The organism is Streptosporangium sp. NPDC006930 (genome assembly GCF_040635605.1).
Lineage (GTDB): Bacteria > Actinomycetota > Actinomycetes > Streptosporangiales > Streptosporangiaceae > Streptosporangium.
The window spans coordinates 1-22,591 of sequence record NZ_JBEYID010000041.1; the positions used below are offsets into that span (position 1 = coordinate 1).

Consider the following 22,591-nt stretch of genomic DNA (forward strand, 5'->3'; position numbering starts at 1 on the left):
GCAGGCGACGGCCGAGCGGTTGTGCTCGCCGGAGTACTGGGTGGAGCAGGTGCGTGGCGCGGTTCGCTTCGCCGACGGCGTGCGCACCCTGCACGGCCAGGGGGTGCGGGCGTATCTGGAGCTGGGCCCCGACGGTGTGCTCACCGCGATGGCCGACGACACCCTCACCGTGGAGGCCGAGACCGGTGCCGACGTGCCCGAGGATCCGGCGCGCGACGCCGAGGCGAGGTCGGCGGCCGCTCCGGATGTGCTGGTAGCGGCCCTGCGCAGGGGCCAGGACGAGCAAAAAACAATCATGGCGGCGCTCGCCGCCCTGCACGTACACGGGGTGCCGGTGGACTGGCGGGCGGCGTTCCCCGGCGCCCGTCGGGTGGAGCTGCCCACCTACGCCTTCCAGCGTCGGCGTTTCTGGCCGGGGCCCTCGCGCGTCCGCGTCGGCGATGTGACCGACGCCGGGCTCGGAGCGCCGGATCACCCCCTGCTGGGAGCCGCCGTCGAGCTGGCGGGTGGCGACGAGGTGCTCCTCACCGGCCGGTTGTCGGTGCGCTCCCAGCCGTGGCTGGCCGATCACGTGGTGTCGGGCCGGGTGGTGGTGCCGGCGACGGCGTTCCTGGAACTGGCGATCCGGGCGGGTGACGAGGTCGGCTGCGCTCGTGTGGACGAGCTGACCCTGGCCGCGCCGTTGACGCTGCCAGAACAGGGCGGCGTCCGGGTACAGGTACGGCTGGGCGGGCCCGACGAGAGGGGACAGCGGCCGTTGAGCGTGTACGCGCGGCCGGAAGGCGAGGAGGAGCGTCCCTGGACACGGCACGCGAGCGGGCTCCTCGCGGTCGACGAGCCTCTCATCGCCCCCGACACCACACCGGCGTTCGACACGACCGTGTGGCCGCCGGCCGGTACGACGCCGGTCTCGTTGGAAGGCTTCTACGAGGGGCGGGCCGCGGACGGCTTCGACTACGGACCGGCGTTCCGCGGCCTCACCGCGGCCTGGCGAGGCGACTCGGAGATGTACGCCGAAGTCAGCCTGCCCGAGCAGGACGCGGCCGAGGCGGGGGCGTTCGGAGCGCATCCGGCGCTGCTGGACGCGGTACTGCACCTGTGCCTGCTCCTCGACCGGAGCGAGGAGGCCCGGCGTAAGGTGCCCTTCGCGTGGGAGGGTGTGTCGTTGCACGCGGCGGGGGCGTCGGCGGTCCGGGTGCGGATGTCCTGGGCCGGACCCGACGCGATGTCGATCGCGATCGCCGGCGTGGACGGCCCGGTGGCCTCGATCGGATCGCTGTCCCTGCGTCTCCTTTCCGAAGGGCAGGCCGCCGGTCCGCGAGCGATCGGAAGGGACTCCCTGTTCAGGCTGGACTGGGTTCCGCAGGTAGCCCCGGCGTCGCCGGTGTCCACGGTCTCGCCGGGCACTCTGGCGGTGGTGGGCACGGACGGCTGGGGGCTCACCGAGGCACTCGCCGCCACGGTGGGTGGTCCCGTCGGGGTCGGTGCCGATCTGCGGTCGCTGGGAGAGGCGTGCGACGGTGACGCTTCCGTGCCGCGTACGGTGCTGGTCCCGGTGGAGGCGGGCCCGGGTGACGAGGTGCCGATGGCCGCTCACGGCCTGGCGTCGTCCGTGCTGGACCTGGTGCGTTCCTGGCTCGCGGACGAGCGGTTCGCCGATTCGCGGCTGGTGTTCCTCACCCGGGGCGCGGTGGACGGCGACGACGTGGCGGCGGCGGCGGTGTGGGGGCTCGTGCGTGCCGCCGAGGCCGAGCATCCGGGCCGGTTCGCGCTGATCGACCTCGACCTCCGGGACGGTGACGCCCACGACCCGAGGGGGGTGCCGGCGACGTCGATCGCGGCGCTGCCGTCGGCCCTGGCCGCCGCCGAGCCGCAACTGGTGATCAGGGACGGTGCCGTGCTGGCAGGTCGGCTGGCCCGCGTCTTCCCGCCCGCCGAGGCGGTCGGTCCGACCTGGGATCCGGAGGGCACGGTGCTGATCACCGGTGGCACCGGCGGCCTGGGTGGCATGCTGGCCCGCCACCTGGTGGCCGAGCACGGCGTCGGTCACCTGACGCTGGCGAGCCGTCGCGGTGACAGGGCGGAGGGCGTCGAGGAGCTGGTGGCGGAGCTCGCCGGACTCGGCGCCCGGACGAACGTCGTGGCATGCGACCTGGCGGACCGTGACGCCGTCGCCGCCCTGCTGGCCGGGATATCCGCCGAACATCCGCTGACCGCGGTGGTGCATGCCGCGGGCGTGCTGGACGACGGTGTGATCGGCACGTTGACGTCGCGGAGCCTGGAGAAGGTGTTCCGCCCCAAGGTGGACGCGGCCTGGCATCTCCACGAGCTGACCAGGGACGAGAATCTGGCGGGCTTCGTGCTGTTCTCGTCGGTGGCGGGAACGTTCGGAACGGCGGGGCAGGCCAACTACGCGGCGGCGAACGCCTTCCTGGACGCGCTCGCCCGGCACCGCCGGGCCGAGGGGCTACCGGCGGTCTCGCTGGGCTGGGGTCCGTGGGACCAGGTGAGCGGCATGACCGGCGCCCTGAGCGAGGCCGAGATGGGCAGGCTCGCCAGACGCGGGACGCTCCCGCTCTCCCCGGAGCAGGGGCTGGCGCTGTTCGACGCGACGGTCATGGGCGAAGAGTCGGCCCTGCTGCCCGTACGTCTGGATCTGTCGGCGTTCCGTACCGGCGGGGACGTCCCGTTCCCGCTGCGAGGGCTGGTCAGGGCACAGGTCCGCAGGAAGGCCACGACCGAGGCGGCGGCCACGCTCGTCGAACGCCTCGCGCCGCTCGGGGAGGGCGAGCGGATGGCCGTCCTGCTGGAGCTGGTGCGGGGCCAGGTGGCGCTGGCGCTGGGCCACGCGGACGGCGACTCGATCGAGCCGCTGGGCAGTTTCCAGAGCATGGGCTTCGACTCGCTGACGGCCGTCGAGGTGCGCAACCGGCTGGCCGCCGACACCGGGCTGAGGCTGCCCGCGACGCTCGTGTTCGACTACCCGAACGTCACGGCGCTGACGGAGTACCTCCTGGCGGAGCTGCCGGGTGACCTCGGCGCCCCGGTGAGCGGACGCGTGGTCGCGCGGCCGGTCACACCGGTCGGCGACGACCCCGTGGTGATCGTGTCGATGGCGTGCCGCTACCCGGGCGGGGTGACCTCTCCCGAGGAGCTGTGGCGGCTGGTCGAGGAGGGTACGGACGCGATCTCGGCGTTCCCGACCTCTCGTGGCTGGGATCTGGAGTCGCTGTACGACCCCGACCGCGAGCGCCGGGGCACCAGCTATGTCCGCGAGGGCGGTTTCCTGCACGACGCTGGGGAGTTCGACCCCGGTTTCTTCGGGATCTCGCCCCGTGAGGCGCTCGCGATGGACCCGCAGCAGCGGCTCCTTCTTGAGGTGGCGTGGGAGGCGGTCGAGCGGGCCGGGATCGACCCGCTCTCGCTGCGCGGCAGTCACACGGGTGTGTTCGCCGGGGTGATGTACCACGACTACGCGACGAGCGCGGAGTTCCCGCCGGACGTGGTGAGCTTCATGGGCACCGGTACGGCCGGCAGCGTGCTGTCCGGGCGGCTGTCCTACATCCTCGGCCTGGAGGGGCCGGCGATGACGGTGGACACCGCGTGCTCCTCCTCGCTGGTGGCGTTGCACCTCGCGGCGCAGGCGCTGCGCGGCGGTGAGTGCTCGCTCGCACTGGTCGGTGGGGTGACGGTGATGGCGACCCCGGGGGCGTTCATCGACTTCAGCGCTCAGGACGGGCTCGCCGCCGACGGCCGGTGCAAGTCCTTCTCCGAGGCCGCCGACGGTGTCGGCTGGTCCGAGGGCGTCGGGACGCTGGTGCTGGAGCGCCTGTCCGACGCGCGGCGCAACGGTCACCAGGTGCTGGCCGTCGTACGCGGTTCCGCGGTGAACCAGGACGGCGCCTCCAACGGGTTGACCGCGCCGAACGGCCCGTCTCAGCAGCGGGTGATCCGCCAGGCACTCGCCGGCGCCGGCCTGGCCACGGTGGACGTGGACGTGGTGGAAGGCCACGGGACGGGGACGAGCCTGGGCGACCCGATCGAGGCGCAGGCGCTGCTGGCCACCTACGGCCAGGACCGGCCGCAGGACCGGCCGCTGCTGCTGGGCTCGATCAAGTCGAACATCGGTCACACCCAGGCGGCGGCGGGCGTCGCCGGTGTGATCAAGATGGTGATGGCGATGCGCCACGGGGTACTGCCGGGCACGCTGCACGTGGACGCGCCCTCGTCGCACGTGGACTGGGAGCAGGGCGCGGTGGAGCTGCTGACCGAGCACCGCCCGTGGCCGGGGGGCGGATGGCCGCGCCGGGCCGGGGTGTCGTCGTTCGGCATCAGCGGGACCAACGCGCACGTGATCCTGGAGGAGGCGCCGCCGTCCGCGGACGCGACGGCCGGGCGCCGGTCGCCGAACGGCTCACCGGGCAGATCGCTGAACGGACCGCAGAACGGGTCGTCGGACGGGGCGCAGGACGGATCACTGAACGGATCGTCGTCAGGTGTCACGACCGGCTCGGCGCCGGACGTCGTGCCGATGCCGGTGCCGGTGTCGGTGTCGGGGAAGACGGATGACGCGCTGCGGGCGCAGGCGGCACGCCTGCTGTCGCGGGTCCAGGACGATCCGGACGTCTCCTGTGCGGACATCGGCTTCTCACTGGCGACGGGCCGTTCCACGTTCGAGCACCGGGCGGTGGTGCTGGCCGGCGACCGGGACGGGTTGCTCGCGGGCCTGGCCGCGATGGCCGACGGGCGCCCGGCGCCGGGAACGGTGAGGGGACGTGGCGCGCGGCCGGGCAGGCTCGCGCTGCTGTTCACCGGACAGGGCGCTCAGCGGGCCGGAATGGGCAGGGAGCTGTACGAGCGGTTCCCGGTGTTCGCCGATGCCCTCGACGCCGTGCTCGCACACCTGGACCCTGAGCTGGACCGCCCGCTGCGCGAGGTGATGTTCGGCGGCGACACCGAGTCGCTGAACCAGACCGGATACACCCAGCCCGCGCTGTTCGCCCTGGAGGTGGCGCTGTTCCGGCTGGTGGAGTCCTGGGGTGTCAAGCCGGACTTCCTGGTGGGGCACTCGATCGGGGAGATCGCGGCCGCGCACGTGGCGGGCGTGCTGTCGTCGGCGGACGCGTGCCGGCTGGTGGCGGCACGCGCCCGGCTGATGCAGGCGCTGCCGGAGGGCGGCGCGATGATCGCCGTACAGGCCCCTGAGCATGAGGTGCTGCCGCTCCTCGCCGGGTGCGAGGACGAGGTCTCCGTCGCCGCGGTGAACGGTCCCGCCTCGGTGGTGATCGCCGGTGCCGAGGACGCGGTCGTCCGAATCTCCGGCCTGCTGGAGGCGAGGGGACGCAGGACGAGGCGGCTGAGGGTGAGCCACGCGTTCCACTCGCCGCTGATGGAGCCGATGCTGGCGGAGTTCCGCAGGGTGGCCGAGGGCCTGGACTTCGCGGCGCCGCGGATCCCGGTGGTCTCGACCGTGACGGGCGAGCTCGCGTCGGCGGAGGAGCTGTGCTCACCGGACCACTGGGTGGAGCAGGTGCGGCGCGAGGTCAGGTTCGCCGACGGCGTGGGGACGCTGCGGCGGCGCGGGGTCAGCGCGTACCTCGAACTGGGACCCGACGGGGTGCTGACCGCGATGGCCGAGGACACCGTCCAGGACGAGGCCGCGGTGCTGGTCCCGGCGCTGCGCGGTGACCGCGGCGAGCAGGACGCGATCATGACGGCGGTGGCGACGTTGTACACGCACGGTCTCACGGTGGACTGGCCGGCCGTGTTCGGGGCCGCGTTCGGCGACGCCCGCCGGGTCGACCTGCCGACGTACGCCTTCAGGCATCAGTGGTTCTGGCCGAGTGGGCGGCGGGTCGGGGACGTCGGGGATCTCGGGCTCGCGGCGGCGGCGCACCCCCTGCTGGGGGCCGCGGTGCGGCTCGCCGGGTCGGACGGGGTCGTGCTCACCGGCCGCCTCTCACCGCGATCGCACCCGTGGCTCGCCGACCACGCCGTCGGCGGGATGGTGATCCTGCCCGGCGCGGGACTGCTGGAACTCGCCATCCGGGCAGGGGACCAGGTCGGCTGCGACCGGGTGGAGGAACTCACCATGGCCGCCCCGCTCGTGTTCGGCGAGGGGGAGGCGATGGACCTGCAGGTGTCGGTGGGCGCGCCCGACGCGTCGGACCACCGCGAGCTCGGCGTCTACGCGCGGCCCGCGGGCGCCGCCGACGACGAGCCGTGGACACGGTACGCGACCGGTGTGCTCTCCGGCGGCGGACGCGAGGCCGCTGACCCGGCCGAGGTCTTCGACACCGAGGTGTGGCCACCGAGGGGAGCGTCCGCCGTCGAACTGGACGGCCTCTACGAGCGGTTCGCCGAGGGCGGGTTCGTCTACGGCCCCCTCTTCCAGGGATTGCGCGCGGCCTGGCGGCGTGACGACGAGGTGTTCGCGGAGATCGCCCTGCCCGAGCAGGCCGGCGACGCCGGCTCGTACGGCGTGCACCCGGCGCTGCTGGACGCCGCCCTGCACGCGGTGCCGTTCCTGGAGTCCGCCGAGCCCGAGGCGGGACGCCTGCCGTTCGCGTGGGGCGGCGTGCACCTGCACGCCGGTGGCGCGACGACGCTGCGCGTGCGCGTGACCAGAACCGGCGAGGACACGGTGTCGGTGAGCGCGGTGGACACGGCGGGAGCGCCCGTGCTCACCGCCGAGTCGCTGGTGTCGCGTCCGGCGTCGCCCGGCGGCCTGGTCGTCGGCGGGCGCCGGACATCGGGGGACGGACTGTTCCGGCTGGAGTGGACGCCCCTGCCCCAGACGCCCGCCGACGTCGAGGAAGAGGAAGCGGAGGCGGAGGTGGTGTCGCTGGACGTGGCGGCGGATCCCGGGGATCTCGTCACGCCGGGTGCCCCGCCGCGTGCCGCGGCCGCGTTCCTCGCCGCCGACCCCGCCGACCCCGCCGATCCCGCCGACGTCATCGCCGCGACCCGCGAGTCCACCGTCCGCGTGCTCGGCCTTCTGCAGCGCTGGCTCGCGGAGGAGCGGCTCGGTGACGCCACCCTCATCGTGATGACGCGTGGCGCGGTCGCCGTCCACGAGGACGACCGCGTGACCGACCTGCCGGGTGCCGCCGTGTGGGGACTGGTCCGCGCCGCGCAGGCGGAGAACCCGGGCCGGTTCGTGCTCGTCGATCTCGACGAGCCGCTGGAGCCTTCGGCGGCGCTTCTGCGGGCCGTCCTGGCCTGCGGCGAGCCGCAGGTGGCGGTGCGTGACGGAGTGCTGAGAGCGGCGCGCCTGGTGCCGGTCGCTATAGGCGGGGACGGTGTGCGGCGGTGGGATCCCGAGGGCACGGTTTTGATCACCGGCGGCACGGGCGGCCTCGGTGCCGAGGTGGCGCGGCACCTGGTGGGCGAGCACGGTGTGCGGCGGCTGCTGCTGGCCGGCCGCCGAGGGCTGGAGGCGCCCGGCGCCCCCGAGCTGCGGGCCGAGCTGGCCGCCCGCGGTGCCGAGGTCGTCGTCGCCGCGTGTGACGTCTCCGACCGGGGCGCGCTCGCGGGCCTGCTGGCAGGCGTACCCGCCGAGCATCCGCTGACGGCGGTCGTTCACGCGGCGGGGGTGCTGGACGACGCGACGATTCCCTCCCTGCGCCCCGAGCGGATGGACACCGCGCTGTGGCCCAAGGCGGGTGCCGCCTGGCATCTGCACGAGCTCACCCAGGGGGTGGATCTCGCCGCGTTCGTGCTCTTCTCGTCGGTGGCCGGCGTGGCCGGCGGTGCGGGGCAGGGCAACTACGCCGCGGCCAACGCCTTCCTCGACGGACTGGCCCACCACCGCCGGGCCGCCGGGCTCGCCGCGTTGTCGCTGGCCTGGGGTCCCTGGGTACGGGACGCCGGGGCGACCGGCGGAATGACCGGCGCCCTCGCCGACACCGACCGGCGGCGGATGGCGCGGGTGGGCATCCGTCCGCTGTCGGTGAAGCAGGGACTGGAACTGTTCGACGCCGCCGGGGGTGTGGACCGCCCGGTGCTGGTGCCGGTCAGGTTCGACCTGCCGGCGTTGCGGGCGCGTGAGGATGTTCCGCCGCTGCTGAGAGGGCTGGTGCCCGCCGGAAGGCGCCGGACGGCCGCGAGCGGGCGCCAGGAGCCGGACACCCTGGTGCACAGGCTGACCGCCCTCGGCGCCGCCGAGCGCGCCGAAGTGCTCCTGGATCTCGTACGAGGCCAGGTGGCGGCCGTACTCGGGCACAGCGGAACCGGCTCCGTCGAGCCGGACCGGGCGTTCAAGGAGCTGGGCTTCGACTCGCTCACCGCCGTCGAGCTGCGCAACCGGTTGACCGACGCCACCGGGCTGCGCCTGCCGGTCACCCTGGTGTTCGACCACCCCACCTCGCTCGCCCTCGTCGACCACCTGCTCGACCGGCTCGGCCTGACCGAGCAGACGGGGTCCGCGGCGCTCCTCGGCGAGCTCGCGAAGCTGGAGAGGGCGTTCACCGGGATGGCCGTCGACCCCGAGGCGCACAGGCAGGTCGCGGCGCGCCTGGACGTCCTGAAGACGAAATGGGCGGCGCTCTCGCGCGATTCCGGTGATCCCGGCGACACGGAGCTCGACCTCGACTCGGTCACGGACAGTGAGATGTTCGACATGCTCGACAACGAGCTCGGCCTGTCGTGACCCTGTCGCTGTCGTCGCTGTCGTCGCTGTCGTCGCTGTCGTCGCCGTTTCGGTTCGTGCGTGAGTCGGCCACCTCATGAGGACACGAGGTCCGCTCGCGGTGGGCACCCCGCACGCCGTCCACGCGAGGGGTGGAAACCTCGCCGAGGAGGTCCGGCCGAGTGCCGGGAGCTCTGGCCGGACCGGGCAGGTCCCGCCGATCTCCGAACGCGCCTCATGATCGAGGATCTACTGCCGGGAGAGGTCAGGTCGTCGGAGGTGTTCGACGACTCGCGGCCCTGCGCCCTGTTCCTCGAGGAGGAGGCCGTGATCAGCAGGGCGGTGGAGAAGCGCCGCCGCGAGTTCACCACGGGACGCTGGTGCGCTCGCGACGCCCTGGGCCGTCTGGGCTACCCTCCGGTGCCCGTGCCGCCCGGGGTGAAGGGCGCGCCGGTCTGGCCCCCGGGTGTCGTCGGCAGCATCACCCACTGCGCCGGATACCGTGCCGCCGCCGTCGCGCGGTCCGGTGACATCACGACCCTGGGCATCGACGCCGAGCCGAACAAGCCGCTGCCCTCCGGGGTGCTGGAGGTGATCACGGTCGGCGAGGAGCTGCGCCGTGTGACGTATCTCCTGCGGCGCGACCCGTCGGTGAGGTGGGACCGGCTGCTGTTCAGCGCGAAGGAGTCCGTCTACAAGGCGTGGTTCCCCCTGGCACCGATGCGGGAACCGCGTCTCGACTTCACGGAGGCGTCGATCACCTTCGATCCGGCCTGGGGCGGCTTCCACGCCCGGCTGCTGGCCGAGGGGCCGAGGCTGAGCGACGGTGTCGAGCTGAAGGAGTTCTTCGGCCGATGGCTGGTGGGCCGAGGGCTCATGATCACGGCCGTCGCGGTCGTGACGGCACTTTCGGCCGCCCCGCACGTCGATGAGCACCGGCGGAGGCGGGGGAGTCCGTGGCCGGGCGGTGACGCCGATCGGCCGGATCCTGTCCGCCGCTCGGGCGAAGGGAGCGAAGGGGACGTTCACGATTCTCCGGGTCCGTGAGTCCGGAGTAGGGGGAGGGGGAGCCCCGTCGAACGCCGGTGTTTTCCTGTAGCCGGACCCGGCGACGGGTCCTTTGACCTCATCCGACAGGGTGCCACCCCTGTCGATCTCCGTGAAGGAACCGGGCGCCACCCCTGTCGGCCTCGGCGAACGAACCGGGTGCCACCCCTGTCGGCCTCTGTGAATGAGGGGTTCCCAGGGTGAAGGGGCTCCTGAAGACTCCGCGGGAAGGGGCTCCCGCAGCCCGGGTCTTCCACGCTCAAGGAGATCTGATGAGCATGCGTCCGCTCGGTGTCGACGGTGCGTGGGTCTTCGAACCGAAGGTGTTCCCCGACAGCAGGGGCAGCTTCCACGAGTGGTTCCACGACGCGCCCTTCCGTGAGGCCACCGGCCAGAGCCTGGCCCTGGTCCAGGCGAACTACTCGGTCTCGCGCCGGGGGACGTTGCGCGGCGTGCACTTCGCCGACGTCCCGCCCAGCCAGGCCAAGTACGTCAAGTGCGTCCGGGGAGCGGTCTTCGACGTACTCGTCGACATCCGCGTCGGATCGCCCACTTTCGGGAGGTGGGAGGCGGTGGTCCTCGACGACCGGGATCACCGCGCCGTCTACGTCTCCGAGGGCCTCGGCCACGCCTTCATGGCGCTGACCGACGACGCGACGGTGGTCTACCTCTGTTCCGAGGGGTACGCGCCCGGCCGTGAGCACGGTATCAACCCGCTCGACGCGGAGTTGGGGATCGAGTGGCCCGCCGGACTTGAGCCCCTGCTGTCGGAGAAGGACGAGGCGGCCCCGACCCTCGCCGAGGCCCGGCGAAGGGGCATGCTCCCCACGTACGAGGAGTGCCGTGGCCTGTACGCCAAGCTTCGCACGTGAGTGGCGCCGCCCCCGTATCCGGGTGTCGGCGCTCGGCGTCGCCTCCGCCCCCGGGCCGGTCTCCGGGGGCCCGGGGGGCGGTGCGGGGCCCCGGTACGACCGTTGTGCGGGGACCCGCCCCGTACGGAGGCGAGAAGAGCGGGTCAGCCGGTCCGCAGCCCCGATTTGAGCGGCTCCCACCAGGCGCGGTTGTCGCGGTACCAGGCCACGGTCTCGGCCAGGCCCGTCGCGAAGTCCTTGCGCGGGCGGTAGCCCAGCTCTCGCTCGATCTTGGTCCAGTCGACGGAGTAGCGGCGGTCGTGGCCCTTACGGTCTTCCACGTAGGCGATGCTGCTCTCGTCCGCGCCCAGGGCCTCCAGGAGGAGGCCGGTGAGTTCCCTGTTGCTCAGCTCGGTGCCGCCGCCGATGTTGTAGACCTCACCGGGGCGGCCCGCCGTGCGGACCAGCTCGATGCCCCTGACGTGGTCGTCGACGTGCAGCCAGTCGCGGACGTTGAGGCCGTCGCCGTACAGCGGGACCTTCAGTCCGTCGAGCAGGTTGGTGATGAACAGCGGGATGACCTTCTCGGGGAAGTGGTGGTGCCCGTAGTTGTTGGAGCAGCGGGTCACCCGCACGTCCAGGCCGTGGGTGCGGTGGTAGGAGAGTGACAGCAGGTCGCCGGCCGCCTTGGAGGCCGCGTAGGGGGAGTTGGGGCTCAGCGGGTCGGTCTCCGGCCAGGCCCCCTCCTCGATCGAGCCGTAGACCTCGTCGGTGGAGACGTACACGAAGGTCGTCGGCCCGCCTCGGAGTGCCGCATCCAGGAGGGTCTGGGTGCCCACCACGTTGGTCCGCACGAACTCGCCGGCGCCGAGGATCGACCGGTCGACGTGGGACTCGGCGGCGAAGTGCACCACCTGGTCGTGCCGGGAGACGAGTTCGCCGACGAGTTCGGTGTCGCAGATGTCGCCCTGGACGAACGCGAAGCGGTCGCTGTCGCGGACCGGGTCGAGGTTGGCCGGGTTGCCCGCGTAGGTGAGCTTGTCCAGCACGGTGACAGTCGCCGGGCCGTCCGTGCCGAGAAGGGTGCGTACGTAGTGGGAACCGATGAATCCGGCACCCCCGGTGACGAGAATTCTCAACGGAGATCCACCTCGCTGTGATCGCTGGACGGGAGACCCGCCCTCATGGCTGTGGGCGTCGCGGGGGCGGTGCCCTTCCGTGAATGCGCGGATGTTCGGAATTTCGGCACGCATGGTTTTTTGGAGATGATTCGTCGGCGCGGAATTCCGGGGCCGCGGCTCCGACTGTAGGCGGTGAGATCCGGTGTGAGAAGCCCTGCCCGCGGGCGATGAATTCGACTGGAGGAAATAGGGGGATTAAGGGAGACGGTAGGGGGTTGATGCCCCCTATATCCCATGTGAGTCTTTTTGGTACCGGTCGGCTTCCTATCCGATTGACCACCGTTGGCCGACTTCGTCATGAAGGGCTTTTCCATGAAAGGCATCATTCTCGCGGGCGGCCATGGCACGAGGTTGTATCCGCTCACGCTTGCGGTCTCCAAGCAGCTTCTCCCCGTGAACGACAAGCCGATGATCTACTATCCGCTGTCGACGCTCATGCTTGCGGGCATCAGGGAGATCATGATCATCTCCACCCCCGCCGACCTGCCGCAGCTGACCCGCCTGTTGCGGGACGGGTCACATCTGGGGCTCGACATCAGCTACGCGCGGCAGGACGAGCCGAAGGGCCTGGCCGACGCCTTCGTCATCGGCGCCGACCACATCGGCGGTGACTCGGTCGCCCTCGTGCTCGGCGACAACATCTTCCACGGCAACTCCTTCTACGACATCCTCCAGGAGAACGTCGCGGACGTGGACGGCTGCGTGCTGTTCGGCTACCCGGTCAGCGACCCCGAGCGTTACGGCATCGGGGAGACCGACGCCGAAGGCCGGCTCGTCTCGATCGAGGAGAAACCGGCGAATCCCCGATCCAACAGGGCGATCGTCGGCCTCTACCTCTACGACAACGACGTGATCGACATCGCCAAGAACCTGCGGCCCTCCCCCCGGGGGGAGTTGGAGATCACCGATGTCAACCGCACCTATCTGCGAAGGGGCAAGGCGCGTCTGCGTGACCTGGGCAGGGGGTTCGCCTGGATCGACGCCGGCACGCCGGAGTCGATCCTGCAGGCCACCCAGTATGTGCAGGCGCTGGAGAGCCGGCAGGGCGTACGCATCGCCTGCATCGAGGAGGTCGCGCTGCGCATGGGCTTCATCGACGCCGCGGCCTGCGACCGGCTGGGAGCCGAACTCTCCGCCTCCAGCTACGGCCGGTACGTACGCGGCGTCGCGGCCGAATTCCGCTGAGCGCTCCAGGGCTCGGAGGCGTGGAAACGATCCGCGGCCACGGCGGCGGACCACATCGACCGAACACACAGACCGGAGGTATTCCAGATGAGCGTCTCCATCGACCGGGGCGGGCAGGAGCGCGGGGCGGAAGGGCAGGGCCATTCCGGATTCGCCACGCCGCAGCTCGACCGGACATATGTCGACGTCGTACTCGAAGGGGGTCCCGCTGATATCTCACGGACCTTCCGTGTCGACGACGCGACGGCGGCCTACGGAAAGATAAAGATTCCCCGGCACAATGGCTACGAGCACTTCGAGCGGCAGGCGGAATCGATTTCCGATGATTCCGGAGCGGCTGTCTTTCGTTGGACGACCCGGACCAGAATCGCCGAGTAGCGCAGTCCTCCGATGTTTTTCATTTATACACGAACGACTTGCCGAAAAAAGGCTCTCCGGTGACAGGGAGTGATTCGCGTCCCGCGGGGGCCGTGGGGCGAATCCGGGTTCGCGCCCTACGCACCCTTGCTCCGGCCCTCCACCAGGACGGCGATACCGTCGAGAAGGTGCCGCAGGCTGAACTCGAACCACTCGTCGATGTCGATCGGCTCGTCCTGTTCCGCATACAGCCTGGACAGCATCGGGAACTGTCCGGACTCCAGGATCTCCAGGAGCATCGGCGTCTTCGACGCGCGCCACTGTCTCGTCGTGACGCCGGTGCGGCGTTCGGCCTCCAGTTCGTTCACCAGCAGCAGGGCCGCGCCCTGCACCTGGGCGCTCACCATCATGGCCACCCAGTGTGTCGTCATCGGGTCGAGGCCGAGGCCGTCCATGGCGCGCATCGCCCACTCGACATCGGCGAGCACGTTCGGCCCGAGCGGCGGCTGTGGAGTGGCGATAACCCGCAGCGCCCAGGGGTGCCTGGAGTACATCCCCCACTCCCTTCGTGCCGCGATCTCCAGCCTGGTGCGCCAGCCTCCCGGTATGGAGACCGGATAGGAGGTCTCACCGAAGACGACCTCGACCATCAACTCGACGAGCGCGTCCTTGCCCGACACGTAGCGGTACAGCGACATCGTGCCGGCGCCCAGCTCGGTCGCGACGCGGCGCATCGACAACGCGTCCAGGCCTTCTGTGTCGGCGATCCGGACCGCGGTGCGTACGATCCGCTCCGTGCTCAGGCCGCTCGGGGGTTCGTGGTGCATGGCCAAATCGTCGGCGCTCTGCCGGAGCGGGGCATGGTCCGCGGCGGGGGCGCATCCCGGCGCCACGGCAAGGGGAACGCCGGGGGGAGCGACTCGCAGCGCGGAGGCCGGGGTCCGTCCGGAGGACTGCGCGGACCGCTCGGCGGTTCGGGCACGGTAGGCCCGCGCCTGACAGGCTCGGGAGCAGTACCGGGGGCGTCGTCCCCGAGGTGCGGCGTTCAAAGGCTTTCCACATTGTGTGCACGTCAACATGTGGTCCCCGTCCGATTCCAGATGCACAGCCGTGTGACGAAACTCTAGCACATGCTTTTTGTGACGTAATTAGTGATCCGGATGTGATGAAATGGCTAGTGGGGGCGAGGTGTCGTTGGGCGCGAACTCGCTGCACTCTAGGGTTTATCTGGAACTTTCCAGAAGTCAAGGTCGATCTGAAGATGAGTCGTTGTACTCCCGGAAGAGTTGTGCGTACGATGTATGCGTCTATTTGATGTACGAAGTACCCAAGGAGTTGTAGTCATGACACAGGGCGTAGCCACAGCCGGGCGGAGGGAATGGCTCGGCCTCGCGGTGCTGGTCCTGCCTGTCCTGCTCATCTCCGTGACCGTGACGGTGCTGTACTTCGCGCTCCCCTTCCTGAGCGCGGACCTCGCGCCGACCGGTTCCCAGCTGCTGTGGATCGTCGACATCTACGCCTTCCTGCTGGCCGGTCTGCTGATTCCGATGGGCACCCTGGGTGACAGGATCGGCCGCAGGAAACTGTTGCTGATCGGTGCCACCGCGTTCTGTGTCACGTCGGCCGTCGCCGCCTACGCCCCCAGCGCCGAGCTGCTCGTCGTGGCCCGCGCCCTGCAGGGCGCGGCGGCGGCGAGCCTGATGCCTCCGACCCTCGCGCTGATCCGCAACATGTTCCACGACCCTGGGCAGCGCCGGATGGCCATCGCCGTGTGGGCCGCGGGCTTCGCCGGAGGCAGCGTGCTGGGACCGATCGTCGGAGGCTGGCTGCTGGAGCGTTTCTGGTGGGGATCGGTGTTCCTGATCAATGTGCCGGTCATGGTCCTGCTCCTGCTGCTGGGGCCGATCGTGCTGCCGGAGTACCGCGACCCCCGTCCCGGGAGGTTCGACCTGCTCAGCGCCTTGCTGTCACTGGCGGCCCTGCTGCCGATGGTCTACGGGATCAAGCAGTTCGCCGCCGACGGCTTCGAGCTCCAGGCCCTGACCGGCGTGGTCGTCGGGCTGGCGTTCGGTGTCGTGTTCCTGCGCAGGCAGCGGTTGCTGCCCGACCCGATGCTCGACCTGAGACTGTTCTCCAGCCGGGCCTTCAGCATGTCGCTGATCACGAGCACACTCGCGATCTTCGCTCTGGTGGGGCTGTTCTACTTCATCGCCCAGTATTTGCAGATGGTGCTCGGATTGCGGCCGTTCACCGCGGGGTTGCTCACCCTGCCCGCGGCCGGTGCGGCCCTCGCCGGTTCCGTACTGACCGCCGTGATCGCGAAGTGGACGCGTCCGGGATACATCATGGGCGGCGGCATGACGCTCGCCGCCGGAGGCTTCGTCGTGATGAGCCTGATCGATGTGGACTCCGAGCGGTGGTTTCTCATCAGCGGTCTGCTCCTGCTGGGATCCGGCATCGGAGCCGTGCAGGCGGTGGCATCCGACATGATCGTCGCTGCCGCCCCGCCGGAACGCGCCGGCTCGGCGTCCGCGGTCATGGAGGCCGCCACCGAACTCGGGGGCGCGCTCGGTATCGCGATCCTGGGCAGCGTCGGCCTTTCCATCTACAGCGAGAGGTTCGTCGCCTCGGCGCCCGCCCTGCCCCCCGAAGACGCCGAGGCGGCGCGCGAGACCCTCGGCGGTGCGCTCGGGGTGGCCGCGAGGATGCCGGAACAGACCGGGACGGCCCTGCTCGACGCCGCCCGCTCGGCCTTCACCGGCGGCATGCAGGTGGCCGCCGTCCTCGGAGCCGTCATCATGGCGTTGACGGCGGTTCTCGCCACGATCCTTCTCCGATCGGTACGAGTGGACACCCCGCAGGTGGACGGTCGCACCGAGTGACCCTCGCCGCCCGTGCCCCCGGAAGCCCCGGCCGGACGGGCACGGGCGGCGAGCCGGTCATTCACATTCACATCTGCGAGAACTGTGCCGGCAGATCCCTGCGGCCTTTCACGTTGAGCTTGCGGTAGATGCGGGTCAGATGCTGCTCCACGGTGCTGACGGTGATGTAGATCTTTCTGGAGATCTCGCGGTTGGTGTAGCCGAGCGCGGCGAGCGAGGCGACGCGCTGCTCGGCGTCGCTGAGCACGTTCATGCTCTCCGCGCCGTCGCCGCCGTCGCCGCTGTCGTAACCGTCGCTGTTGTGCCGTACGGCCTGCCGCAGCGGCTCGGCCCGGCACTCGCCGGCCACACTGTCGGCACGGTAACCGATCATCCGTGCCTTGTTGGGCTCGCCGAGCTCGTTGAGGGTGTGGGTGAGGTCGACCAGCGCGTAGGCCATTTCCAGGCGGTCGCCCGCGCTCTGGAGCGTGTCGATCGCCTCCCGGAGCATGGATGGACGCTGCCTGAGGTCGCTGGTGGCGGCGAGGAGACGCTGTGAGATCCCCCGTGTCCTGAGCGAGTCGCCGCCGGGTAGGTCGTAGGGCTGCTCCAGCAGGGTCCGTGCCTGTTCCCGCTGTTCCAGCTGGAGCAGGGCGGCCGCGGCGCCGTGACGCCACGGCACCAGCGCCGGGGTGTCCAGATTCCAGGCACGCATCAACCGCCCGCAGGTGGAGAAGTCGTTGAACGCGGCATGCGAGTGGTTCGTCGCCAGATAGTAATGGGCACGGGCCTGCAGATAGTGGAGCCCGAAGTGGGTCTGGAAGATCGCGTTGGGCACCGGCCATCTGAGATGGCGCTCGGCGACGTCGTACTTGCCCATCTCGGTGGTGGCGCGGATCAGTACGGCGAGTGGCAACCCGACGAGGACGCCCAGGCTCCGGGGCGGCAGGATGTCCAGTGCGGCACGCGCGTACTCCTCGGCGGTCAACAGGTCCCCCTGGCGGATGGCGATGCTCGCCCGCAGGGAGGCGAGTAGCGCCCGCCAGGTGGGTGAGCGGCGCCGCACGGCCTCCGAGTAAAGGAGGTCGCACCAGAGCGCGGCCTTGTCGGGGCGGTCGGAGTAGACCAGGGCGAGGAGCGCCACCCCCACGGTCTCCAGGTTCACGTCGTCCAGCGAGGTGGAGTGCAGCACGCGCTCGGCGGTCCTGAGCGTGCTCTCGTCCGGGCCGTCCCGCAGAACGCCCGCCAGCAGAGCCGCCGCCTGCGAGTGCGGACCGCCCTCGACCGTCGTCCACGTCGTCCACGTCGTTCTGGTCACGGAGTCGGCGCTCGCGACGACGCGGGCACGGGCGAGGACCGTGGGGTGGATGCACGACAGCCGGTGGCGGAGGACGTCGAGCCAGGCCGCCTCCTCGTCGGCGCCGGGTTCGCCTGCCAGCTCGGTCAGCCGTTCGAGCACCTCGACAGCCTCGTCGTGCTGCCCGTGCCAGAGCAGGAACCCCAGCAGGGTGTCCAGCTCGTCGAAGCCCAGCCTGTTCTCGCGGGCGTCCGTGATGAGCCGGTCGACGTACCGGTTGGCGGCGGCGGGGTTGAGGCGCCACTCCGCCCGGGCGAGCATCGCCGTGGTCGTCGTGCGCTGCCGGTCGTCGTCGCACAACTGCAGGGCGAGCTTCAGGCACTGGACCGCGAACTCGTGCCGGTCGTTCGTGAGCGCCTGCTCGGCGGCCTCGCGGAGCTCGGCCAGTGCCCAGGACTCCCGGAAGTGGGGAGAGCCGATGAGATGTTCGGCGACCACGGCGGCCGCGGCTCCCTCAGCGTGGAGAAGCCGCGCGGCGAGCCGATGCATTTCCTGACGTCGATGTGGGTCCAGGTCGTCGAGCACGGCGGACCTGGCGGCGGGGTGCCGAAAACGTAGCGAGTCAACAATGCCGATGACACCGAGACGGTTCAGCGCCTGATTCACCATTGTCGTCGTGATGCCGAGTAACTCCGAGAGAAGAGTCGGCAGGGCGAGGTCCCCAAGTATCGCGAGCCCGTGGGCGACCAGCAACATGGTGGGATCGCTGCGGTGCAGGAGGGCCCGGACCGATCGGGAGAATGCGTCGGAGACGATGAGGTTATCCGGTTCGCCGGCACTCCTGTAGTCTTCCGTTAATGCCTTGACCAGCAGTGGGTTGCCTCCACTGGCGCTGTGGGCCGCTGGGCCGAACTTAACCGCCGCAGTGGTGCCGACAAAAGCGGACAATGTCTTGATGACGCCTCGCAGGGAAAGCGGTGCCAGTGTTATGCGCTCGTAGTGAGGATGGCGCATAAGGTTTATCTCAAGGTGCGGATCCATTCCCTGAAGGCCCTCTGTCGCCGTCAGGAGAATGAGCACGTTGGCACTCTTCTGCCGATGGAGGAAGTTGAGCAGAAGCTGCCAGGAAAGGGAGTCCGCATATTCGATGTCGTCCACGGTGATGAGCACGGTATTCGACTTGGAGAGTTCGAGGACAATGGCCCACAGGCCCTGAGTGATACGGAGCCAGTCGGACTCCTCGGGGCGCTCACCGGACGACTTCGCCCCGAGCACGGCGTCCTCGATGAGCTGTGCCGCCCGAAAGGCGTGGTCGATGGGGAGTGCCGCGTTGTGGAAGATCTGGCTCACCACGCCGAGGGGCACCTTCTGGTCCGCCCGTGAGCAGGTGGCGCTCAGCCAGGTGACCTTCGACTCGACGGCGCTGCGACCGAAGGCGTACACCAGCTCGGTCTTGCCGGTCGCGGTAGGGCTCGTGATCGTCGCCACCCGGCCACGGCCGCGCGCACAATCCGAAAGCAGGTTTGTGAGAAAAGTGGTTTCGCTATCCCGCTCGATAAGTATCATAGGGCTCCCCGCCCACCCTAGATGAAAGCAGATGATGGAACGATAACACCCGGCTCACAAGAGAAGGAAACCTGTATCTGCCGGTAGGTGACGTCAAGCTTTCCTCTTTTCCGATGGAACTGCCGACGACGATAAGGTACCGTTCTGGAATTTCATCACGGTGCTGTCCATGATTTCGTCATTCTCTTGCACCTAATTTCATCACGGCATCCAGAACGCTTAACTCGGCGGTAACCCCGTATCCGCCCCAGCGGGATCATCTATGGCTCTCGGGGAAAATGCAAACCCCCTATTAACCCTTATCGGGGGGTTTGATTTAGGGGGGCGCGAAGGGCTGCCTCCCTGGATCGTCGCAGGCTACTTTGGATATCCTTCCGCATGCCGACGGCTAGATGTTGCCGTAATGTGATTGGCGTATGACGGTGGGTGACGAATGCTTCCGGGAGTGCAGGGCGAGATGGATTATATTCCTTCCGAGGTATTGATGTGAAAGAGGTCGATGATTTTGGATCTATCGGAGACCTGATTCCGGATGTCGGAAAGGCCGCCGATGACCGGTCGTCCTGGATGGCGGGATCGAGACGCGCCGGCCGGAACGCGATGGTCGAGACGGGGCGGGAGTCATGAGCGCGGTCAAGGACGGCGACGACATGTGGGTCCGGCGCCTTCTTTTCGGGCAGGCGGGGGAAAGGGCCGTGCGGGCACCGGCCACGCTGGTCTGCTTCCCGCACGCCGGAGGCTCCGCGAGTTTCTACCTTCCGGTCGCGCGCCTCGCCCCGCCCACGGTCGAGGTGCTCGCGGTGCAGTATCCGGGAAGGCAGGATCGGCGCGCCGAGAGGTGTGTCGAGGACATCGACGAGCTGGCCGACCTGATCGTCTCGGCGCTACCGGCCAGGGCCGTCACACGCCCCCTGGCGCTCTTCGGGCACAGCATGGGGGCTCTCGTCGCCTTCGAGGTGGCCCGCAGGCTGGAGAGGCGCGGTACGGCGCCGCTGGAACTGTTCGTCTCGGGGCGGCGCGCCCCGTCGATCCACCGGGACGACCGGACGCACCTGCGGCCGGACGACGGGCTCCTGGCCGAACTGCGCGCACTGGGCGGAACCGCCACGACGGTGCTCGGCGACGACGACTTCATGCGGGCGATGCTGCCCGTGGTGAGGAGCGACTACCGGGCCGTCGAGACCTACCGCCACCGGCCGGGGCCGGGGTTGTCGTGCCCGGTCACCGCCCTGTCCGGCATCGACGACCCGAAGGCCCGCCCGGACGACGTGCGGGCGTGGCGCGACCATACGCGGGCGCGGTTCGAGGCGCGGTTCTTTCCCGGCGGTCATTTCTACCTCACCGAACACGCCGAGGAGATCGTCGCCCTCGTCGCCGGCCGCGTCTCGTCGGCCCTGCTCGCCGCGGACTCGCGCCGCTGAGGCCCTGCCCCGGGGGCCGTCACGCGCCCTCTCCGTGTTGAAATGATGCCTTTCGCTTTTCGCGTATCGCCCGCCCTGTGTTGAAATGACCGCCCGCCGCGCGGAAACGACCGCGCCCTCGCGTCGAAACGCTTCGCCGCGCCCTCGTCCCGCGCACCCTTTCCGCGTCCCCGTCCCGCGCCCCCACGCGTGCTCGCGCACGGACACGCGTGGCGTAGACGAGCGACGCGCCCCGACCACACGCCCCGGCCCCGCCCCCGCGTACAGACGCGAGAACGGCGCCGGACCGTGTCCAGGCGCCGTTCCAGAGAGGAGAGGGATCAGGGATAGACGTGGAATCCTCGGCCGGTCTTCTTGCCGAGGAGGCCGCCCTCGACCATGCGCAGCAGTATCGGCGGAGGCGCGTACTGCTGCTCCCTGAACTCCCCGTACAGCGCGTCGGCGATCGAGGCCACCGTGTCCAGCCCGATCAGGTCGGCGAGCCTCAGCGGACCCATCGGGTGCGAGCAGCCCAGCACCATCCCCTTGTCGATCACGTCGGCGGTGGCGAACCCCGTTTCCACCATCCGGATGGCCGACAGCAGGTACGGGATGAGCAGGGCGTTGACCACGAAGCCTCCCCGGTCGGAGGAGCGGATCACCTGCTTGCCGAGCGTCCCGGTGACGAACGCCTCCGCCCGCGCCAGGGGTTCGTCCTCGGTGAGCAGCGAGCCGATCAGCTCCACCAACGGCATGACGGGTACGGGATTGAAGAAGTGCACGCCGACCACCTGGCCGGGCCGTTCGGTGGCCCTCGCCATCCTGATGATCGGGATGGACGACGTGTTCGACGCCAGGATCGCGTCCGGATCCTCCACGATCTTGTCCAGGGTGCGGAACAGGTCGAGCTTGGTCGGCTCGTGCTCGGGGACGGCCTCGAAGACGATCTGCCGGTCGCCCAGATCGTAGAGGTCGCAGGTGAAGGAGACCCGCTCCAGCGCCTCGCTTCGCTCCGTCTCGGTGATCGTCGCCTTGCGCAGCCCGCCGTCGAGGGATCTCAGCAGCCGCTGCCGTCCCCGGTTCATCGAGGCGCCGCTGGTGACCGCGACCCGCACGTCCAGCCCCGCGCGGGCGCACACGTCGGCGATACCCGAGCCCATCAGCCCGCATCCGACGATACCGACCCTGTGGATGTCGCTCATCTCGTCTCCAGACGTGTGGTCGCCGACCAGCGAAGCAGGCTCGTTCCCATCGACATGCCGCCGCCGAAACCGGCGAGCAGCACCAGGTCGCCGTCGCCGAGCATGCCCGCCCTGTTGGCCTCGTCGAGCGCCACCGGCACCGAGGCACTCCCCATGTTCCCGTAACGCTCCACGGTGCGCGGGGTGTGCGCGCCGGTGAGCCCGCAGCGTTCCACCAGTTCGTCGAGCAGCGCCCCGTTGGCCTGGTGCGGCACGAAGGCGTCGACCTGGTCGAGGCTGTACCCGGCACCGACCACCAGCCTTTTCAGCGCGGGCGGGACGTTCTCCATCACGAAGTCCCGTACCCCGCGGCCGTCCATCCTGAAGTAGTGCTCGCCGGCCGCGACGGTTTCGTGCGAGGTCGGGAACCTGCTGCCCCCGGCTTTGACGCTGATGAGCCCGCTCGCCTCGCCCCGGCTGGACAGGTCGCAGGCGATCATCCCGTACGGCTCGGGCACCATGCCGACCAGGGCGGCGCCGGCGCCGTCCCCGAAGAGCACCGAGGTGCGGCGGTCGGTGAAGTCGACACAGCGCGTGTAGAGGTCCGCGCCCACCACGAGCGCGTACGTGTCGGGCTGGAGCGAGAGCAGGGCCTTCGCCAGGGCGAGGCCGTACACGAACCCGCTGCACACGACGTTGATGTCGAAGCAGGCGGCGCCGTAGGCGCCGAGCGCGTTCTGCACGAGGTAGGAGGTGGGCGGTTGCGGGTGGTCACCCGTCGAGGTGGAGACGATGACGTAGCCGATGCGGTCCACATCGATGCCTGCCTGCTCGATCGCGCTCATCGCGGCCCGCGCCGCGAGGTCCGAGGTCGCCTCGTCCCGCGCGGCGTACCGCCGGAAGGAGATCCGGGTCTTGCGCAGTATCCATTCCGGGGTGACACCGACTCGTTCCGCGACCTGCGCGTTGCCGACCTCTTCCTTCGGAAGATACGAGCCGGTCGCCAGGATTCCGGCGGTTCGCCCGGCCACGGTCG

Annotated in this window: 12 protein-coding genes; 7 read left to right on the forward strand and 5 right to left on the reverse strand. The window is 70.1% G+C overall.

What is annotated here, in order from left to right:
- Positions 1-40 precede the first annotated feature (40 nt).
- From ABZ664_RS38330 to rfbC, 3 genes are all read left to right on the forward strand, one after another.
- A complete protein-coding gene (locus ABZ664_RS38330; RefSeq protein ID WP_362521964.1) occupies positions 41-8,650 on the forward strand; it encodes an SDR family NAD(P)-dependent oxidoreductase in 8,610 nt (2,869 codons plus the stop codon).
- A 216-nt stretch (positions 8,651-8,866) separates the two neighbouring features.
- The gene (locus ABZ664_RS38335; RefSeq protein ID WP_362521966.1) at positions 8,867-9,676 is read left to right on the forward strand and encodes a 4'-phosphopantetheinyl transferase superfamily protein; all 810 of its coding nucleotides are present in this window, start codon (positions 8,867-8,869) and stop codon (positions 9,674-9,676) included.
- A gap of 272 nt (positions 9,677-9,948) precedes the next feature.
- Positions 9,949-10,548 (forward strand): dTDP-4-dehydrorhamnose 3,5-epimerase, encoded by a 600-nt coding sequence (gene rfbC, locus ABZ664_RS38340; protein ID WP_362521968.1) that lies wholly within the window; start codon positions 9,949-9,951, stop codon positions 10,546-10,548.
- A gap of 143 nt (positions 10,549-10,691) precedes the next feature.
- On the opposite strand, the gene rfbB is transcribed toward rfbC, so the two are convergent.
- A complete protein-coding gene (rfbB, locus tag ABZ664_RS38345; RefSeq protein WP_362521970.1) occupies positions 10,692-11,666 on the reverse strand; it encodes a dTDP-glucose 4,6-dehydratase in 975 nt (324 codons plus the stop codon).
- 354 nt (positions 11,667-12,020) lie between these two features.
- Between rfbB and rfbA the strand changes: the two genes are divergently transcribed.
- Both rfbA and ABZ664_RS38355 read left to right on the forward strand, forming a co-directional pair.
- A complete protein-coding gene (rfbA, locus tag ABZ664_RS38350; protein WP_362521972.1) occupies positions 12,021-12,893 on the forward strand; it encodes a glucose-1-phosphate thymidylyltransferase RfbA in 873 nt (290 codons plus the stop codon).
- 87 nt (positions 12,894-12,980) lie between these two features.
- Positions 12,981-13,271 (forward strand): DUF5988 family protein, encoded by a 291-nt coding sequence (locus ABZ664_RS38355; protein WP_362521974.1) that lies wholly within the window; start codon positions 12,981-12,983, stop codon positions 13,269-13,271.
- Between the two features lie 116 nt (positions 13,272-13,387).
- Here the strand turns inward: ABZ664_RS38355 and ABZ664_RS38360 are convergent, their stop codons facing one another.
- Entirely contained in the window at positions 13,388-14,077 is a 690-nt protein-coding gene (locus tag ABZ664_RS38360) for a TetR/AcrR family transcriptional regulator (protein ID WP_362521978.1), read from the reverse strand.
- A gap of 516 nt (positions 14,078-14,593) precedes the next feature.
- Here ABZ664_RS38360 and ABZ664_RS38365 point away from each other — a divergent pair.
- Complete coding sequence (locus ABZ664_RS38365) at positions 14,594-16,132, forward strand: MFS transporter (protein WP_362521981.1); 1,539 nt, start codon at positions 14,594-14,596, stop codon at positions 16,130-16,132.
- A gap of 67 nt (positions 16,133-16,199) precedes the next feature.
- Here ABZ664_RS38365 and ABZ664_RS38370 read toward each other — a convergent pair whose 3' ends face one another.
- Complete coding sequence (locus tag ABZ664_RS38370; protein ID WP_362521984.1) at positions 16,200-18,974, reverse strand: AAA family ATPase; 2,775 nt, start codon at positions 18,972-18,974, stop codon at positions 16,200-16,202.
- A 623-nt stretch (positions 18,975-19,597) separates the two neighbouring features.
- Between ABZ664_RS38370 and ABZ664_RS38375 the strand changes: the two genes are divergently transcribed.
- On the forward strand, positions 19,598-20,395 hold the full coding sequence (locus ABZ664_RS38375) for an alpha/beta fold hydrolase (RefSeq protein ID WP_362521987.1): 798 nt from the start codon (positions 19,598-19,600) through the stop codon (positions 20,393-20,395).
- 320 nt (positions 20,396-20,715) lie between these two features.
- Here the strand turns inward: ABZ664_RS38375 and ABZ664_RS38380 are convergent, their stop codons facing one another.
- Positions 20,716-21,576, reverse strand: a complete 861-nt coding sequence (locus tag ABZ664_RS38380) for a 3-hydroxybutyryl-CoA dehydrogenase (RefSeq protein WP_362521989.1) — start codon at positions 21,574-21,576, stop codon at positions 20,716-20,718.
- Positions 21,573-22,586, reverse strand: a complete 1,014-nt coding sequence (locus tag ABZ664_RS38385) for a ketoacyl-ACP synthase III (protein ID WP_362521991.1) — start codon at positions 22,584-22,586, stop codon at positions 21,573-21,575. Before ABZ664_RS38385 ends, ABZ664_RS38380 begins: the two co-directional genes overlap by 4 nt.
- Positions 22,587-22,591 lie beyond the last annotated feature (5 nt).